We start from the raw sequence: 16,983 nt of genomic DNA on the forward strand, positions 1-16,983 counted from the left end.
GCGGTTATGATTGCAATGCAAATTCCAGGATACCTTCCCGCATCTCGAAGCGGATACCATTTTCACATTTCTCTCTCCGTACTTCCCCGTCACATCTGATGTCATTGACATGCATGAGCTGTACAAAGACATGTTCTGCCTGCCCCTGCAGCTCCAATGTTATATTTTCTCCCATGCGTTTCACATTCAGCTTAAGGACCGGCTCCCCTGAGGTATTATAGACCCTGCAGTCCTTTTCAAACGCTTCGGGTATTTCATACAATTGAAACGTCACCCCATCCGCGTAATCATAGACCGGAGTATCCTCCTCTGCGCCCACCGGGAGAATGGTTCCCGGACGGACAAACAGCGGCATATGGAAATAATCATAATTCCGTCTGTACCACTTGCCGCCCTCCAGGATTTCACTGTCCAGATAATTGGTCCAGCACCCATTTCCCGGCAGGAAAAACTCCGCCTGGCCCTCTTCATTGAAAATAGGGGCGACCAGCAGGTCACTTCCAAGCATATACTGGCGCTCCAGATGCAGAGAAGTGGGACACTGTGGGAACTCCAGCATCATGGCTCTCATCAGGGGAATTCCCTCCTCCAATACCTGCACACTTCCGCTGTACAGATAAGGCATCAGCCTGCATTTCAGGTTCGTAAATGCCTTCAGCACCCTGCAGGACTCCTCATCAAAATACCAGGGTGCCCGGTAGCTCTGCTCCCCGTGAAGCCTGCTGTGCGTGGACAGCAGGCCGAACTGCACCCATCGTTTATACAGGTCCGGTGTTGCTGTCCTGCAGAATCCGCTGATATCGTGGGCCCAATACCCGTACCCTGACTGGCAGAGTGACAGACCGCCCCTCAGGCTTTCCGCCATGGAAATATAGGAAGCCTCATTATCCCCGCCCCAGTTAAAGGGGAATTTCTGGGTTCCGGCCGTAGCAGATCTGGAAAATACGCATCCCTCCCCCTTCTTCTCCTGAATCAGCTCATAAACCGCCTGATTATAGAGATAGGGATAATAATTATGCATTTTCGCAGAATCTGAACCGTCAAAATAGACCACATTCGTTGGAATCCGCTCTCCGAAATCCGTCTTCAGTGCATCCACTCCCATATCCAGCAGAGCACCCAGTTTGCTTTGGTACCAGCGTACCGCCTCAGGATTTGTAAAATCCACAATTGCGATCCCTGACATCCAGTTATCGGACTGCCACACATCCCCGTCCTTTGTCTTCAAAAAGTACCCATTATCTTTGCCCTCCCGGAACAGATAAGACTCCTGGCTTATATATGGGTTGATCCACACACAGACCTTCACGCCTCTTTCATGGATAGCATCCAGCAGCTTTTTGGCATCCCCGAACCGCTTTGACCAGACAAAATCACAGCATTTAAAATCATCCATCCAGCGCGCGTCGAAATGAAACACGGACAGTGGAATGTCATATTCTTTCATCTTGTCAATGGTATCCAGTGTGATCTGCGCGTCTGAATCCGGCATCCAGCTTGTGGAGAGCCACAGGCCGTAGGTCCAGGCAGGGGGAACCGGTGTCCTTCCCGTGAGGGCCGTGTAATTTGACAGAACCTCTTTCGGTTCGCTGCCCCCGATCACCATATACTCCAGTTCCTCCTCCTGCACTGCGATCTCCACGTGGCGCACACTCACATTGGCCACCTCAAAGCCCACTCTGGCAGGGGTATTTACAAATACACCGTAGCTTTTGCTGGACAGATAAAAGGGAATATTCTTATAAGCCTGATTTCCGTTGGAACCTCCGTCACGGTTCCAGCAGTCAACAGACTGCCCGTTCCTGATACAGGAAGTAAAGCGCTCTCCCAGACCGTAGATATATTCTCCCACATCCAGACTCAGCATTTCCCGAATATAGTTTTCGTTTTGGCTGCTTCTGCCGTTTCTTCCATTATAGTCACACAGCTTATCTGCCTCATATTCCGCGTCTGTGACATAAGCCGTTCCCTTTTCCCCGCATCTTGTAAGGAAACGTCCGTCGAAATAAAAAGCGATTCCAAAATCTCCAGTTTTCCTTACCACTGCTTTCATCCTGCCGTTTGTTACAGTGATTTCCTGCTCCATCTCGCATACTTCCATATCCCGATAGGAAACATCCAGGTCAAAGTATGGCCCGCACTCCTTTTTGCCTGTAAAATGATAGGCCTTGACGGCCAGTATGTCCGCTTTCGGGGCAGTGATGGTAAAATGAAGGACCGGTCCGGCTATCGTATCCCTGAGTGACCGTATCTCCGTACAGGGCACCATGAAATGTACCTGATTCTTCTCTGCCCTCCACTCCCACAGGGAATGAGCCCTGTGAAGCTTATATCCGTTTCTCGACTCCCATAATCCGTCTGTAAACCGCATTGTCAATCTCCTTTCAAACTATGCATAGCTATTGCCTATTCCGCTTCTGCTGATATTTCCATTGTAAGCTATCCTGTTTGATTTTCCATTACAAGTTTGCGATACTGCCATGACTAATTCGTCTTTTCAGAACTCTTGGCTGTCTCCCGGATTCCCTCCTCCATCATGCACAGAGCTTCCAGCGCACTTCTAAAATACCTCCTCCTTCCGTCCGCGCCCCTGAGCTGCCCCTGCCAGCTGTTATGCTGTGTGCAGAATATCTGCAGAAGATAAAAGCACGCCGCCTTTTTCCCAAATCCGGAATCCTGCAGGGAATGAAACTCCGGCAGTTCGGCAGTTCCTGCCCGGCTGTTTTCCAGATAGGATAAAACTGTGTTTATTTTCAGCAGCATGTCCCCAAAATCATGAAACCTGAGTATTTCACTATAATTGGGGTTCATGATCCATCCTTTCGGCGTATTCTCTCTGATGGTCTCCACATGAATAAAAAAATCTCCGCCTCTCATTTCTCAATCCTCCTATGTACTGTCGGTTATCCCATGTGATCTTTTCATTTATGGGTTGAGTACATAATGGTGATTATGCCGTAAAATTACAGTTCGAAGCATTCTATATCATATACCCAAAAACTGTAATGTCCTTTCTATCATTGAGAAATGCAGCCATATTGTTTTAGAAACACATGAAAAGCAGACCGGTGTGCGGAAAATAACGGCTCCGGTCTTTTTTCCATGTTCTCTTATACATCAGGCGTCTAAAACCGGCAGAAAATAAGCCGGCGGATCAAATATTTGTTTTTCTTAACCAGGTATGTTAGAATATCACTATGTAACTTTCATTGAGGATTCCAGGTGCATGATGGCATAATCACCATTATGCAGTCAATTCATGTAGTGATAACAAGCTTCATCATTTCAAGCTGTCTTAAATGTTCTCTTCCGCTTTCCATTGTATAGATACGTGTCGTGGAAATATTTGCGTGCCCTAATAAATCCGCCAGTTTTACCAAATCCTTCTCCAGCATATAATAAGCCTTTGCAAACAGATGGCGCAGATTATGGGGAAACACCTTTTTCGGCTCCACCCCGGCACTTTGGCACAGAGATTTCATATCTCTCCATATATTGTTCCTGTCCAGAGGTCTGCCGCTTTTTGTGCGGAAAACGGGACCGCTCTCAATACCGGTCTCTTTGCAGTAACTCCGAAGCGCGCGGCATAAATCCCGGTGCAGAAAAACGGTACGGCTTTTTCCTTTACACGCTACGAATGCCTGTCCCGTACTCAGGGCTTCTTTCGTAATATACTGAAGCTCCGATACACGAATCCCCGTCGCACAGATAGACTGCAGCAAAAGGGAGAGCCTTCTGTTTCCCTTCTGATCTGCTGCTTTTACAAGACGCACATACTCCTCACGGGTCAGTTCTTTTTCCGGTCTGGAAAAGATCTCCCTCTGTACTTTCAGCGGCTTTACCTTCATCTGCGGCATACCTGCAAATTCCAGATAGCTGTTCACAGCGGCCAGCATAGAATTAATACTGACAGGCGCATGAGTTTCTCTCAGCTTTTCCTTCCATCTCAGAACTGCTTCTTTGTCCATTTTCTTCCCATCCAGAAACGTAAAAAAGGCGCGCAGATCACGGATGTATTTCTCAACAGTCTTCTGGCTGCGTTCCTGATACAGCAAATGTTCTTCATATTCTCCCAGAATTTTCTGTGTATTTCTTTTCATTTTCCTGCTTCCTTTCTCTGTTTTTACTTATTCTACCGCATACAGAAAAAAGTTATGCTCCGCAGATATCAAAAAATCCTGATCTTGACCGACCATGTGCATGGGCTTTGGATGCAACGCAGCGGGTGTCACCGGATGCCGTATCATAGACTCCCCCAGGGAGCGCCTGATTGCCATACTGACCAACAGCCTGGTTCCCTGCAACGGAAGATTTCCCACTATTTTAGCTGTTCTCACCATGTTTTTTGCCGCCGGCACCGGGCTTTTTACTTCCCTGTCCCTTGCCCTTTTACTGGCGGCCACCATACTGCTGGGTATTTTCATGACGTTTTTCTCATCCTGGCTTTTGTCTAAGACAGTACTGAAGGGGGTTCCCTCCTCTTTTACGCTGGAACTTCCGCCTTACCGGCGGCCCCAGTTCTTCCGTGTACTGGTGCGCTCTGTTATGGACCGCACCCTTCACGTACTCTGGCGGGCACTGATCGCGGCGGCCCCTGCAGGACTCATTATCTGGATACTGGCAAATGTAACTGTGGGGGATACTTCCCTGCTGCTGCATTTTGCCGGATTCCTGGAACCTGCGGGACGGCTTATGGGACTGGACGGTATCATTCTGCTGGCTTTCATCCTTGGACTGCCGGCCAATGAGATCGTGGTACCCATCATGATCATGGCTTACACGGCACAGGGGACACTGACCGATTCCGGCAGTCTTGCAACCCTGCACACTTTGCTTGTACAAAACGGCTGGACCTGTTTTACTGCTGTTTCTATGCTTTTGTTCACACTCATGCACTGGCCCTGCGCCACCACACTTCTCACCATCAAAAAGGAAACACACAGTTTAAAATGGACGTTTTTGGCATTTCTCATTCCCACGGTTTTAGGCTTCGTCTTTTGCTTTTTATTTAATTGTATGGTGCGGCTGTTCATATGAACAGCCGTCCCCGCTGCCAAAACGAACACGCCCTAAGGCAGGATATCCACATTTTCCAGTAAGAACTTAATGAACACCTTGCTTGCAATGGGAATCGTGTTTTTATCCTGTGTGATAATCCCGATTTTTCTCTTCACAACCGGCTGTATGGGCCGCACTGCCACCTGGTGGCTGGATTTGCACAGAATCAGCTCCGGTATGATGCTGACCCCCAGGCCCTCCTCAATCATGGATAAAATGGAGTAGTCATCATGGACACGGAGTTTTATGTCCGGTTCTATCTGTTCGGCATGAAACGCAGTCAGAGTCTCGCTGAAAGCCCCTTCTTCCAGAAGAAGAAACGGTTCCTTTGCCAGATCCTGCATGGTGACATACTCCTGTTCACAGAGGGGATGGCCGGTGGGGAGCACAGCCATCAGTTTATCCTCCTTTATGAGTCTGGTCCTGATTCCCTTGACCGCGTCCGGGTTCACAAATCCGAAATCCACCTCCCCAATCCGCACCCACTCCGGTATCGTAGTATAATCCCCCTGATGAAGTACGAATTGTACATTGGGGTACTGTATCTGAAACTTTTTGATCAGCTTTGGCAGCCAGTGTGCTGATACACTGGAAAAAGTACCGATCTTGATCACCCCGGATTCCAGCCCCCTGATTTCCTTTACCATCTCCAGCATGGACTGATACTGAGCCATGGTTCTCTGGATGAACGGATACAGCTTCTCCCCCTCCAGCGTCAGATGGACGCCATAGCGGGAGCGATACAGAAGTTTAACGGACAGCTCCTTTTCCAGGGATGAGATCATCTGGCTCATGGCAGGCTGTGTGTATCCCAGCAGGTTGGCCGCCTTTGTAAAACTTCCAAGTTCAACTATTTTTTGTAGTGCAATATAACGCTGCATTTTCAAATAACCTTTCTGCATATTTATATAATATCTATTTATTTTCCTTATTTTAAAAACCAGTATATACTAATATAAAACCAAAGACAAGGAGATGGAAGAAAATGAAATGTTACATTGCAGACGCCTTTACTGATACCGTATTCAAAGGAAACCCTGCCGCTGTCTGTCTTCCGGAACAGTGGATACCGGATGAGCTGATGCAGAATATTGCCAGGGAAAACAATCTGTCTGAAACGGCATTTACGGTCAGAAAAGGGGATGCGTATGAACTGCGCTGGTTTACACCCGGCGGGGAAATTGATTTATGCGGGCATGCCGCTCTCACTGCTGCCTATGTGCTGATGCGTTTTGTCATAAAGGACAGGACCAGGATATCCTTTCTGACCAAAAGCGGAGAACTTACCGTCAGAAAAAAGGATGGACGATATGAACTGGACATGCCGTCCTATCCCCTGCACCGAATACCGGTCACAGAGGAGATGGCAGCGGCCGTGGGATTTATGCCGGCCGAAGCATGGCTCGGACGTGATCTGATCTGTGGCTCCGGTCACTGCCATGTCATCCCTATGTGGGCAGAAAAGCTGAAAAAGCAGGATTTCCGCGCCCTGCAGGCTTCTGAAAGAAGCGGTATTTTATACTGCCGTTTTTCCGGGGACAGGGTTTTCATTGCAGGAGAAACCGCCCTATACTCCGTCGCTGAATTGTATGTGCAGGAAAGGCGGGATGACTTATGAACAGCAAAAAGGCTGAAATGCTGATGGTCAGCGTCTCTTTCGTCTGGGGGTCCTCTTATCTGCTGATGAAAATAGGGCTTGGAAGCATTGCCCCTTTTAACCTGATCGCACTGCGTTTCGGAATCGCGTTTCTTTTTATGACACTGGTTTTTTCCAAAAAGTATCGCTCAGCCAAGCCTTCCGATATAGGAAAAGGGATTCTGATGGGAATTCTTTTGTTTCTCACATTTTCCGGGATGGTTTATGGTGTCAGCCGTACCACTGCATCCACCGCAGGGTTTTTAGCCAGCACTACCGTTATTTTTATTCCCATTCTGGAGAGTATCATATGGAGAAAACTCCCCCGCAGGCTGGTACTGTCCAGTATTCTTCTTGCCGGAGCCGGCCTGTATCTTCTGACCGCCAAAAATGGGCTTTCCCTGAATGGCGGGGCCATCTACAGCCTGGCAGGTGCGTTTTTTTATGCTGTTTATATCCTTCTGCTTGAAAAAACCTCTAAAACTGCAGACACCTTCCTTCTCAGCACCATCCAGTTTGGTGTTATTGCCGCGTGTGCCTCCGTCTGTATGATGTTGTTTGAAACACCGTCCCTCCCGGCTTCCCCCGCACAGTGGGCAGCCATACTCTGTCTTGGACTGATGTGCAGTGCTTATGGTTTTCTCGCGCAGTCTGTGGCCCAGAAATATACCACGGCTGAGAGGATCGGACTGATTTTTTCCCTGGAGCCAGTATTTTCCGCGGTTCTTTCCTTTCTTATTCTACATGAGATATTGGACTGGACAGATTATCTGGGCGCAGGTCTGATACTTTCCGGTGTGATCCTGTCAAAATTTATGCCTGCTGCCGAAGCGGTTAATGCAGAAATTCCGGCGGAATCCCTTTAATCCGGTATTATTGACTATTGTTCATTGACATTTATTCACTTATCGTGCTATACTGTTTTCAGAAAGTGAGATGATCATATGGCAAAAGATAAGATCAGGGTTTCCAAACCCCCGGAGGAGCGCAGGCAGGAAATCATGGACACTGCCATGCGTGTATTTGCGGAAAAGGGATATGAGCAGACCACCATGCGGGATATCGCATCAGCGGTGGGTGTTGTTCCCGGTCTCTGCTACCGCTATTTTGAATCCAAACAGGTATTATTTGAACAGGCAGTCAGACAGTACGTCTCTGATTACTGCGCTCCCATTGTACGTGCCCTGAAAGAACACAGCGGGGATATGTCCTCCGCTTTTGACCGGGCCGCCGCTCTTTTTTTGACTTCCGGCAGCAGAGAAAAATACGATGCCTTTTTCCACAAGGAGGAGAACCGGACCTTCCACACACTGCTCAGTTACTCTATCTGTGACTATATGCTGCCCTTTGCCGCAGAGTTTTTTGACAGCCTGAACGCAAACGGAACAATCTCCATCTCCGACACAAAATCTTTCTCCCAGTTTATCCTATACGGACAAATTCCGATCATAAACGACGAAAGCCTTACCCCGGAAGAAAAAGCGGCAAGAATCAAAGAATACATGAGCAAACTGACAAAGTGATAAGTCCCTTTTAAGAGGGATTTTATTACAGGATTTGAGTGAACTTTGTTCACTGAAAGGATGGTTAATATGAAAAATACAGCGCTTATCACAGGTGCCACAAGCGGACTGGGACTCAGCTATGCAAAATACTTTGCCTCCGCCGGATATGATCTGATCCTCACCGGCCGCCGCAGAGAAATCATACAAAAAAACGCGGAAACACTGCAAAAGCGGTACCACATAAAAGCTGAGGTGCTGATCGTGGAATTGTCGGACCCAAACGGCATCAGCCATTTGCTCTCCTGTATCAGAGACAGGGACATCCATGTTCTTGTAAACAATGCCGGTTTCGGTTTAAAACCGTTCTTTGCCGATACACCCCAAGAGGATATCGAAAAAATGCTGTACCTGCAGATCTGGTGTGTCACACAACTGACACACTGCGTCCTGAAAGGTATGCTGCAGCGCCATGACGGTATTATCATCAATATTTCCTCCGACGGCGCTTTTGCCGTGATGCCTCACAATGTCCTCTACTCCTCCACAAAGCTGTACATTTTGAATTTCACAGAAGGGCTGCACACAGAGCTGGTTGGAACAGGGGTTCATGTGCAGGCTGTCTGCCCCGGCTTTATTGACTCTCATTTTCACGAGAACGCGGGGATGCATATGGATAAGAACAAAAAGGGAATGTTTGGTTTCCGCCAGCCGGATGATATTGTGGCGGACGCCATGAAGGATTTCAGAAAGGGAAAGGTGGTATCCGTTCCGGATGCCGGGGCAAAGCTTATAAGGTTTATGGGAAGATTCATGCCGCGGAAAGCATTCTATAAAATGTCTGCATCCTTCTCCGCCGGCGTCATAAAGAAAAAAGCAAATACCTCAGCCAGCCATAAGTAGCGGCATACTCTGCTTTTCTTCCGCGCTTCTGATGCCTCCCTTTGTTATATTTTTATCACAATTCCATATGATTGTCTGACTATTCTTCCACTTGCTTCCCTGTTGTTTTAAGTGTATCATATAAATAAGAATTATTCTTGAACAGAACAGGCTGCTTACCGTACTGCCCGCGAGTCATCCGCAGACAGACTGTAAACGTTTTCTGGTACAGGCATAAGATAGAAATGAGGGAATGAGGAGGTAGGGAGATGGAAACATCTGGATTTGCAAAAAATACGAAGCGCCTTTTAATATGGGGCGCCGGAGATCAGGGGACGGTAGCCCTGGACTGTGCTCTGGCAATGAAGAGATACAGCAGGATTGACTTTCTCGATATCAAAGAGAAAGGACACCGCCAGATTCCCGGTCACACAATTTATGAGGAGGCAAAGGAAAAGGTCAGCGAACTGATACATGGTTATGACGAGGTCATTGTGGCAAGCGGCAGCAATTACCTGCGGGAAAAGAAAATTGCACAGGTGCTGGCTGCAGGGGTTCCCCTTGCAACCCTGATACACCCCACGGCTGTCATCAGCCCCCTTGCCCATGTGGCCAATGGCTGCACCATACTGGCAGGTGCCGTCGTCAATATCAATGCCTATGTGGGAATCGGCTGCATTGTAAACACCCACGCAGTGATCGAACACGACTGTCTGGCTGAAGACTATGTCAATATCTGCCCTCAGGTCTCCATGGGAGGCCACGCGAAAATAGGCAGACGTTCCTTCATCGGTATAGGAAGCACGATCCTGGATCACATAACCATTGGCAGGGAATCCATTGTGGGGGCCGGTGCTGTGGTGATCCGCGACGTGCCGGACGGAACCACCGTTGTAGGGGTTCCTGCCAAAAGAAAACATTAACCGCTCCGCCGGCTTAACGGCAAAATTATACCGCACCCAAATACGCAGGTGCGGTATAATCCGATTATGTGGGGGCAATCCCACGTTCCTTCTCTTTATCTTTCTCTTTTTCTTTCTGGAAAAAAGCTTTCGTCTCCGCGATCACCACAGAACTCAGTCCCAGAAGTCCGATGAGATTCGGAAATGCCATGCAGGCATTGGTAATATCCGCCAGAAGCCAGATAGGTTTCAGGGATAAAAACGGAGCCACTGCTATGCAGGCAATATAAACCATCTTATAAGGCAGTATGTATTTTACGCTGTTGAACAGATATACCAGACAGCGCTCCCCATAATAACACCAGCCGATAATGGTGGTAAAGGAGAAGAAAATAAGGCCGATGGTCACCATGTACATACCGATATCCCCGGGAAGGCTGGCATTGAATGCCGCATTTGAAAGCAGACCGCCGTCCAGCTCTGTGGTTTCCAGAAGGCCTGAGGTGATCACCACAATACCTGTCATGGTACAGATGATGATCGTGGTGAAAAATACGCTTGTCATGGAAATAAGCCCCTGGCGCACACAGGATTTTGTCTTTGCCGCAGCCACAACGATGGGTGAACTTCCAAGGCCTGCTTCATTTGTGTAAATACCCCTGGCAAATCCCGTGCGCATGGCAGTCATCACAGAGATCATAATGGTTCCGCCGGCGCCGCCCAGCATGGCATGAGGCGTAAATGCCGATTCAAAGATAAGGGCAAATGCTTTCGGAATGGCTGATGCATTGACAAAAAGCACTGCAAAGGAACCGATCACATAAGCTGCCGCCATGACCGGGACAACCAGTTCCGCCACCTTGGAGATGGATTTCAGTCCTCCCAGGACAACTGCTGCCACCGCTATGGTAACCACAATGCCAATGATGGCCACAGGAAGATGGAACGCCTCACTTGCTGACTCTGTGATCGCGTTTACCTGCGGAAAAGTCCCGCAGCCCAGCAGTGCTGTGATGATACCGAAAAAGGCAAAGAGCTTTGCAAGCCAGATCCACTTTTTTCCCATGCCGTTCTGGATATAGTACATGGGACCTCCGGCGATCTGACCGTTCTCGTCCACCGTGCGGTATTTTACTGCCAGAAGGCCTTCCGCGTATTTTGTAGCCATACCCACAAAGGCAGAAACCCACATCCAGAAAAGTGCGCCCGGACCGCCCACCCGCAGTGCTGTGGCAACACCCACAATACTGCCGGTTCCAATGGTGGCCGCCAGGGCCGTGCAGAGGGATCCAAACGCGGAGACATCTCCTTCGCCCTCCTCTTTTTCAAAAATATACCGCAGTGCTCTCGGAAGATGTACAACCTGCAGACATTTCAGTCTCAGCGTAAAATATAAACCTGTCCCGATCAATAAAACCATAGTAGGCGGTCCCCAAACGACTGCCTGTACTTTTTCCAGCAAATGCAAAATACTATCCATAGATCTACCTCCAATCGAATCCAATGAGAAAAAGAGCGCGGCAAAGGTACGAAACCGACATCTGTCTTTAACCTATTGCCGCGCTGTAAAATACTTTATGTAGTATAAGTGTAACTATTCAGCAGGTCTGCGCATTTACAGCGCTGACCGTAAGAAAAAGTTCAGCAGCCAGGCAAAAATCCCATCGCCAAAGGCGATTTTACATGGATTTTTGCTCGTAACTGTGAAGGTACTGAACAGTTACATATAAGTGATAGTATCAGAACAAGGTTGTAACATCTGTATTTTCCATATTGAAACTTAACGATACATTTTTACATGTACTGAATCCATTATACGTATTAATAGCAGAATACACAACATTATTTTCTTTGCATGCTGTCTCAAGACCTTTTCCGGCAATCTCAAGACCATATTTCAGGGTAGCGTTTGTAAGGGCGATGGTGGATGTTCTGGGTACCGCACCCGGCATATTTCCCACACAATAGTGCACAACACCATCTACAACGAAGGTCGGGTCATCGTGATAGGTCACTTTTGTTGTCTCACAGCATCCGCCCTGGTCCACTGCCACATCTACGATCACACTTCCGGGTCTCATATTTTTCAGATACTCTCTCTTCATGATCTTGGGGGCTGCCTTACCCGGAATCAAGACTGAGCCGATGACCAGATCCGCGTTTGCCACTGCATTGGCTATGGCAGCATCTGTGCTGTACAGGGTCTGGATTCTGGAACCGAAGATATCATCCAGATATGCAAGACGGTTCAGACTGATATCCGTGATTGTCACGTTCGCGCCCATTCCCACAGCGATCTTGCAGGCATTGGTACCAACATTGCCGCCTCCCAGAATGACAACATTGGCTTTTGGTGTACCCGGTACACCGGAGAGCAGAACACCGGAACCTCCGAACGGTTTCTCCAGATATTTTGCTCCTTCCTGGATACTGAGGCGTCCTGCGATCTGGCTCATAGGTGCCAGCAGCGGCAGACTGCCATTTCTCTCGATCAGAGTCTCATAAGCAACGCCCTTTACCTTTGATGCCAGCAGCGCATCTGTAAGAGGACGGTCAGCAGCGAGATGCAGGTATGTGTAAAGAATCAGTCCCTCGTGGAAATACTGGTACTCTTCTTTCAGCGGTTCTTTTACCTTCACCATCATCTCAGATCTGTCCCAGACTTCTTTCGCAGAATCAAGAATTACAGCTCCTGCTTTTACATACTCGTCTGTGGTAAATCCTGAGCCGATGCCTGCGTCTTTTTCAATATAAACTTCATGGCCGGCATTGACATAAGAGACAACATTGTCCGGTGTTAAACCTACACGATACTCATTGTTTTTGATTTCCTTCACGCATCCTACTCTCATAATTATATCCTCCTGATATTTTTGTTCCGCTTAATTTGGAAGCACCCAGGCCGCGGATCCACGTGGGTGGTTTATTTATTTCAAAACCCTCCGGTTATGAAATTCCAATGAGATACACTTATGAAATACTATGATGTAATATATGAAACCAGTCATCGTCCTGCTGATAGAGTAATGAATATTATTTTTCATTTTATATTTTAAAAGACTTTTTTTCTTCATTTCTTTGATGGTTTTACTTTATCACACATCAAGCATTTGTGCAATAAGACAGATTTACAGAAAAAGAGACTGGTTTTTTGGTTAAATTGTCCATTCAAAATTTTAAGATATATGTTACAATTTTAACATATACATAGGAAGCTTTAAAATTTCGGAAAAATATGATCATTTGCGAAAAATCCCTGGATAAAGGGATATTATTGGGGGAATTGCATGAATGAAATAAAGGAATTACTCAAAAGTACCAAACTTACCAAGACCGGAAAGGTCATTGCAGAATTTATCATAGACAATGTGGAGGAGGCTTGTTTTATGACCTCCACGGATATCGCCATGAAGTTAAGCGTCAGCGAATCCTCTGTGATCCGCTTCTCCAGAGCACTGGGATTTACCGGCTTCATGGACTTTCAGCGGAATCTGCGGAACAGCTATAAGGACAATGTCTACAGCATGTCCAGCAATATTACCGTTCCGTACGAACGTCTGAAAATGAGTATGGAGCGGGGCGAAGCCAACTTTATGGAAGAATTTCTGGTGAACACAGAGGCTAATATTTCCTCTGTTCTGAAAAATAACTCCAGGGAAACCTTTGACAAGGCCGCTGACCTGATCATCAAAAGCCGGAAAAAATTTGTCATAGCTTCCAGGGCCAACTCCGGTGTGGGCGCCTATACTTATTTCCTGTTAAAACATATGCTGCCGGATGTGTACCCTACCAATGATTCCAATGCCAATGTCATTGACCATTTAAGTGATATCGGAAAGGAAGACTGTGTGATCGTCTACAGCTTTCCCAGGTATTCCAAGCTGGATAAGATGGCAGTACAGATGGCCGAGGACGCAGGCGCCGGTATCGTAGTCATCACAGACAAGCGGAGCGCGCTGCTGGCCCAATACGCGGATATTGTCTTCACCGTCGGATTAAACAGCAGTACCTTCTTCAATTCATACGTGGGCGTGGAATTTCTTATGGAAATGCTCTGTGCTGATATCAACAAAAAGATCGGTTACTCCAATGAGGAGAAGCTGAAGAATATTGATAAATATATAAACGAACTTCAGGTGTATTGAGATGTGGGGGTCCGGCCTTCCGGACTCCCCAATGGCGAATACAGAAAAATTGTATGGCATACAATAAAACACCCCTCCCCGGATGGCAGTTTCTGGATCATCTGTCATCCGGGGAGGAGTGTATCCTGTATTATTTATTCTTTGGTATTTTTGCAGTTATCATCACACGCTGATATCCATAACGGCCCTGACCAGTTCGCGGCATGCGTCTTCACTGTTTTTCATTAATAGATCCAGTTCATCTTCTGATGCATTGTCCACGTGTATGCCGGCTGCCACAGACACCCTGCATTTCAGGGTTGTTGCCAGATATTTTGCAGACTGCCTGGCCGCCTCATCATCTTTATGCTCATACGCACAGATAACACTGACCGTAGCTGACCTCTCTCTTCCCTCTTTTATCGGTCTGGCACACCCCAGGGCGATGGCACCCACATGGTATCCTGTTCCTCCGCAGATGGTGACACTGAGATCAGGACCACAGAAAACGGCCAGCAGCTCAATCTGGTATTTGCTGCCGCTTGCCTTTGTTATATGATATTCTTCCAAATTCATTCCTCTGCTCCTGTCCACGGCACAAACTTCTCATGCGTAATCCCAAACTGCATCAGTATTTTGCCAACAATATGGTTTATCTGTTCCTCAATATTCTTTGGCCCGTTATAGAAGGTAAGAACCGGCGGAATGATCACACATCCCAATTCTGCTGCCTCTTTCATATTTCTCAAATGTACTTTTCCAAGCGGCATTTCGCGCGGTACCAATACCACTTTCCTGCCTTCTTTCAGACACACATCCGCAGCTCTCACCAGAAGATTCTCCGCGTATCCCGCCGTAATTCCGGCCAGCGTCTTCATACTGCACGGCATGACGATCATGCCCTCTGTCACATAAGATCCGCTGGAAATAACTGCTGCCAGATTTTCATCCTCATGGACAACATCCGCAAGCAGAACCAGGTCGATCAGAGGGATATCACTCTCCAGTTTCCAGGTCTTCTTTGCACCTTCTGTTAAAATAAGATGCACCTGGCATCCTTCTATATTCTTCAGAGCCTTTACCAGATAATAACTCATCTCTACTCCGGAAGCACCGGTCACTCCTACGATTATCCTCATGTTTTTACCACCTTTTATGAATGATTGAATTATAACATGCCGAGAAGTTTCCACCATGGGATCTCCACCAGGACAGTCACAATGAATACCACTACCGTCAGCGGAATGCCAAGACGGATCGTCTCTTTCTGGGTATACATACCGTTCTCTTCCCCCTGTCCTACCAGCATATTCAAATGATGGAACGGAAGGATATAATGTATCGCCACCGCCGTATACACGATCAGAGTCGTTACCAGCGGGTTAATTCCCATAGGAGAGGTAAACGCCATGAGTGCCGGGATGGCTACGCCCATAACCGCGATAACAGAACCCATAAACATATGTATGATCATGGCAATCAGCGCGATAAACGCTGCCAACACCAGTGGATTATTTGGTATTGTGGATGGCAGAATGGTCTTTGCCAGCCATTCGTTCATCCCTGTGGCGCCTCCCACAGTCCCAATCGTCATGGCTGATGTCAGGAAGATCAGCACATGCACAGGTACTTCACCCCAGGATTTTGCGGTCAGGACTTCGCCAATAACCGGCATACTCATGAACATGGCAACACCCAAGGTTACCCAGCCGATATTGATACCGTGAATGGAATCCGTCGCCCACAGTACAATGGCGATTACCAGCCAGACAGCAGTTCTCTTTTCCAGGGTGGATAAAGGACCTAAAGAATTTTGTTTTTCTTTCACCTCGTCCAGATTGATTTCCAGCTCTTTGGATGGTTTAAACAGAACAAGGATGAGAAGCAGTGTCAAAACAGAAGCTACGATCGCCGGCAGCCCCATAACTTTAAACCAGCCCAGCCAGTCTAAGTCCACACCTGAGTTGGCAACTGCCAGGGGATTGATAATACTGTCACCGGTGAGAAAAATAAGGGAAACCGGCACAGATGCCGCAAATACGGTAAACCCCACTTTAACGGCATCCTCTTTTGGCATCTTGGCACTCTTCACCACAACTGCCATTACAGACATGATCAGAAAAGCCCTCGGCCATGGATGGGGAATCAGAATACTCATAATAAAGGTCAGCACAAAAATAGATATGAGAATCCCTCTGTAGGAACGTACAAATTTAATGATAAAAGCATACGCAATGCGCTCCCCCAAACCGGAATCTTTGACTGCGGAAGCGATCAGGTATGCTCCGATGATCAGATACATGGTAGAACCTGTCCAGGATTTAAAAACAAGCTCCGGCTCTGCCACGCCGAGTACGATCAAAAGTATCAGATAGATGCCGCCCACATAACCGGACTGTGCGACCTGGGTTGCCCACCAGACAACCGTCATAAGGGTCAGTGCCAGACATGTCTGTCCTGCAGGCTCGATACCCTGCAGCGGCAGGAAATGGATGATCAGAGCTACCAGTATACCCGCGATAAAACCAATTTTTTTTGTTTTCATTCTTTTACCCTCTTCTTTATAAACGGCCACAAAATGCCCTGTGACCAGAAAAAATGTGCCGGACTATAACAGTTACGTCCGGCACATATGAAGACTGACGATTTTCCTTCGGACTATTTGTCCAGAGGCGGAACGGGCGGAATCACCTGCATGGTCGGTATTTTTTCTTTATCCAGCTTAAATTTTTCGTGGATATTGATCGTTTCTGTAGAACGCCAGGAATAAAAGCATTCCTCACAGAGATAAACCTCCCATACCTTTCCCACCGGAGAATCAACCATTTTTCTTACTTTATTACTATCACAACGCGGACAAATCATCTTATTACCTCCTT

At 47.5% G+C, this 16,983-nt stretch carries 16 protein-coding genes and 1 pseudogene; 7 read left to right on the forward strand and 10 right to left on the reverse strand.

Annotation, left to right across the window (positions count from 1 at the left end; genetic code table 11):
- Window positions 1–4: 4 nt before the first annotated feature.
- The 3 genes from yicI to WMO65_RS00725 form a co-directional block, all read right to left on the reverse strand.
- Window positions 5–2,371 carry an alpha-xylosidase gene (gene yicI, locus WMO65_RS00715; protein WP_148393425.1) on the reverse strand — a complete coding sequence of 789 codons (2,367 nt, stop codon included), beginning with the start codon at window positions 2,369–2,371 and terminating at the stop codon, window positions 5–7.
- A 113-nt stretch (window positions 2,372–2,484) separates the two neighbouring features.
- A complete protein-coding gene (locus WMO65_RS00720) occupies window positions 2,485–2,877 on the reverse strand; it encodes a hypothetical protein (protein WP_148393426.1) in 393 nt (130 codons plus the stop codon).
- Window positions 2,878–3,257: 380 nt separating this feature from the next.
- Window positions 3,258–4,100 carry a tyrosine-type recombinase/integrase gene (locus tag WMO65_RS00725; RefSeq protein WP_033144069.1) on the reverse strand — a complete coding sequence of 281 codons (843 nt, stop codon included), beginning with the start codon at window positions 4,098–4,100 and terminating at the stop codon, window positions 3,258–3,260.
- A gap of 91 nt (window positions 4,101–4,191) precedes the next feature.
- Between WMO65_RS00725 and WMO65_RS00730 the strand changes: the two are divergent.
- Window positions 4,192–5,037, forward strand: a pseudogene (locus WMO65_RS00730) (nucleoside recognition domain-containing protein); the annotation flags it as partial.
- Between the two features lie 32 nt (window positions 5,038–5,069).
- On the opposite strand, the gene WMO65_RS00735 reads toward WMO65_RS00730, so the two are convergent.
- Window positions 5,070–5,939 (reverse strand): LysR family transcriptional regulator, encoded by an 870-nt coding sequence (locus WMO65_RS00735; RefSeq protein WP_148393428.1) that lies wholly within the window; start codon window positions 5,937–5,939, stop codon window positions 5,070–5,072.
- A 104-nt stretch (window positions 5,940–6,043) separates the two neighbouring features.
- Here WMO65_RS00735 and WMO65_RS00740 point away from each other — a divergent pair, with 104 nt between their 5' ends.
- From WMO65_RS00740 to WMO65_RS00760, 5 genes are all read left to right on the forward strand, one after another.
- Window positions 6,044–6,676, forward strand: coding sequence for a PhzF family phenazine biosynthesis protein (locus tag WMO65_RS00740; RefSeq protein ID WP_148393429.1), 633 nt, complete (start codon window positions 6,044–6,046; stop codon window positions 6,674–6,676).
- A complete protein-coding gene (locus WMO65_RS00745) occupies window positions 6,673–7,560 on the forward strand; it encodes a DMT family transporter (RefSeq protein ID WP_148393430.1) in 888 nt (295 codons plus the stop codon). Before WMO65_RS00740 ends, WMO65_RS00745 begins: the two co-directional genes overlap by 4 nt.
- A 78-nt stretch (window positions 7,561–7,638) precedes the next feature.
- Window positions 7,639–8,217: a TetR/AcrR family transcriptional regulator gene (locus WMO65_RS00750; protein WP_033144066.1), complete on the forward strand. Its 579-nt coding sequence runs from the start codon at window positions 7,639–7,641 to the stop codon at window positions 8,215–8,217.
- Between the two features lie 69 nt (window positions 8,218–8,286).
- A complete protein-coding gene (locus WMO65_RS00755; protein ID WP_148393431.1) occupies window positions 8,287–9,099 on the forward strand; it encodes an SDR family NAD(P)-dependent oxidoreductase in 813 nt (270 codons plus the stop codon).
- 248 nt (window positions 9,100–9,347) lie between these two features.
- Window positions 9,348–10,001: an acetyltransferase gene (locus WMO65_RS00760; protein WP_148393432.1), complete on the forward strand. Its 654-nt coding sequence runs from the start codon at window positions 9,348–9,350 to the stop codon at window positions 9,999–10,001.
- A 64-nt stretch (window positions 10,002–10,065) separates the two neighbouring features.
- Here WMO65_RS00760 and WMO65_RS00765 read toward each other — a convergent pair whose 3' ends face one another.
- Together WMO65_RS00765 and ald are read right to left on the reverse strand one after the other, a co-directional pair.
- Complete coding sequence (locus tag WMO65_RS00765; RefSeq protein WP_054350979.1) at window positions 10,066–11,460, reverse strand: alanine/glycine:cation symporter family protein; 1,395 nt, start codon at window positions 11,458–11,460, stop codon at window positions 10,066–10,068.
- 259 nt (window positions 11,461–11,719) lie between these two features.
- Window positions 11,720–12,832 (reverse strand): alanine dehydrogenase, encoded by a 1,113-nt coding sequence (gene ald / locus WMO65_RS00770; RefSeq protein ID WP_103733259.1) that lies wholly within the window; start codon window positions 12,830–12,832, stop codon window positions 11,720–11,722.
- A gap of 435 nt (window positions 12,833–13,267) precedes the next feature.
- Here ald and WMO65_RS00775 point away from each other — a divergent pair, with 435 nt between their 5' ends.
- Window positions 13,268–14,125, forward strand: a complete 858-nt coding sequence (locus WMO65_RS00775; protein ID WP_148393433.1) for a MurR/RpiR family transcriptional regulator — start codon at window positions 13,268–13,270, stop codon at window positions 14,123–14,125.
- 162 nt (window positions 14,126–14,287) lie between these two features.
- Here WMO65_RS00775 and lpdD read toward each other — a convergent pair whose 3' ends face one another.
- The 4 genes from lpdD to WMO65_RS00795 form a co-directional block, all read right to left on the reverse strand.
- Window positions 14,288–14,680, reverse strand: coding sequence for a prenylated flavin chaperone LpdD (gene lpdD / locus WMO65_RS00780; RefSeq protein WP_054350978.1), 393 nt, complete (start codon window positions 14,678–14,680; stop codon window positions 14,288–14,290).
- Entirely contained in the window at window positions 14,677–15,243 is a 567-nt protein-coding gene (locus WMO65_RS00785; RefSeq protein WP_033143788.1) for a UbiX family flavin prenyltransferase, read from the reverse strand. The genes lpdD and WMO65_RS00785 overlap by 4 nt, the downstream gene beginning before the upstream one ends.
- 29 nt (window positions 15,244–15,272) lie before the next feature.
- Window positions 15,273–16,649 (reverse strand): SLC13 family permease, encoded by a 1,377-nt coding sequence (locus WMO65_RS00790; protein WP_033143787.1) that lies wholly within the window; start codon window positions 16,647–16,649, stop codon window positions 15,273–15,275.
- Window positions 16,650–16,762: 113 nt separating this feature from the next.
- Window positions 16,763–16,969, reverse strand: coding sequence for a non-oxidative hydroxyarylic acid decarboxylases subunit D (locus tag WMO65_RS00795; RefSeq protein ID WP_054350977.1), 207 nt, complete (start codon window positions 16,967–16,969; stop codon window positions 16,763–16,765).
- Between the last annotated feature and the right edge of the window lie 14 nt (window positions 16,970–16,983).

Source organism: Blautia caccae (assembly GCF_040095955.1).
Lineage (GTDB): Bacteria > Bacillota > Clostridia > Lachnospirales > Lachnospiraceae > Blautia > Blautia celeris.

Bases quoted from the DNA above. Each gene is read 5' to 3' on its own strand.
- WMO65_RS00735 (WP_148393428.1), bottom strand. From the start codon at position 5,939: ATGCAGCGTTATATTGCACTACAAAAAATAGTTGAACTTGGAAGTTTT.
- WMO65_RS00765 (WP_054350979.1), bottom strand. From the start codon at position 11,460: ATGGATAGTATTTTGCATTTGCTGGAAAAAGTACAGGCAGTCGTTTGG.
- yicI (WP_148393425.1), bottom strand. From the start codon at position 2,371: ATGCGGTTTACAGACGGATTATGGGAGTCGAGAAACGGATATAAGCTT.
- WMO65_RS00740 (WP_148393429.1), top strand. From the start codon at position 6,044: ATGAAATGTTACATTGCAGACGCCTTTACTGATACCGTATTCAAAGGA.
- WMO65_RS00785 (WP_033143788.1), bottom strand. From the start codon at position 15,243: ATGAGGATAATCGTAGGAGTGACCGGTGCTTCCGGAGTAGAGATGAGT.
- WMO65_RS00750 (WP_033144066.1), top strand. From the start codon at position 7,639: ATGGCAAAAGATAAGATCAGGGTTTCCAAACCCCCGGAGGAGCGCAGG.
- WMO65_RS00795 (WP_054350977.1), bottom strand. From the start codon at position 16,969: ATGATTTGTCCGCGTTGTGATAGTAATAAAGTAAGAAAAATGGTTGAT.
- lpdD (WP_054350978.1), bottom strand. From the start codon at position 14,680: ATGAATTTGGAAGAATATCATATAACAAAGGCAAGCGGCAGCAAATAC.
- WMO65_RS00745 (WP_148393430.1), top strand. From the start codon at position 6,673: ATGAACAGCAAAAAGGCTGAAATGCTGATGGTCAGCGTCTCTTTCGTC.
- WMO65_RS00775 (WP_148393433.1), top strand. From the start codon at position 13,268: ATGAATGAAATAAAGGAATTACTCAAAAGTACCAAACTTACCAAGACC.
- WMO65_RS00760 (WP_148393432.1), top strand. From the start codon at position 9,348: ATGGAAACATCTGGATTTGCAAAAAATACGAAGCGCCTTTTAATATGG.
- WMO65_RS00720 (WP_148393426.1), bottom strand. From the start codon at position 2,877: ATGAGAGGCGGAGATTTTTTTATTCATGTGGAGACCATCAGAGAGAAT.
- WMO65_RS00755 (WP_148393431.1), top strand. From the start codon at position 8,287: ATGAAAAATACAGCGCTTATCACAGGTGCCACAAGCGGACTGGGACTC.
- ald (WP_103733259.1), bottom strand. From the start codon at position 12,832: ATGAGAGTAGGATGCGTGAAGGAAATCAAAAACAATGAGTATCGTGTA.
- WMO65_RS00790 (WP_033143787.1), bottom strand. From the start codon at position 16,649: ATGAAAACAAAAAAAATTGGTTTTATCGCGGGTATACTGGTAGCTCTG.
- WMO65_RS00725 (WP_033144069.1), bottom strand. From the start codon at position 4,100: ATGAAAAGAAATACACAGAAAATTCTGGGAGAATATGAAGAACATTTG.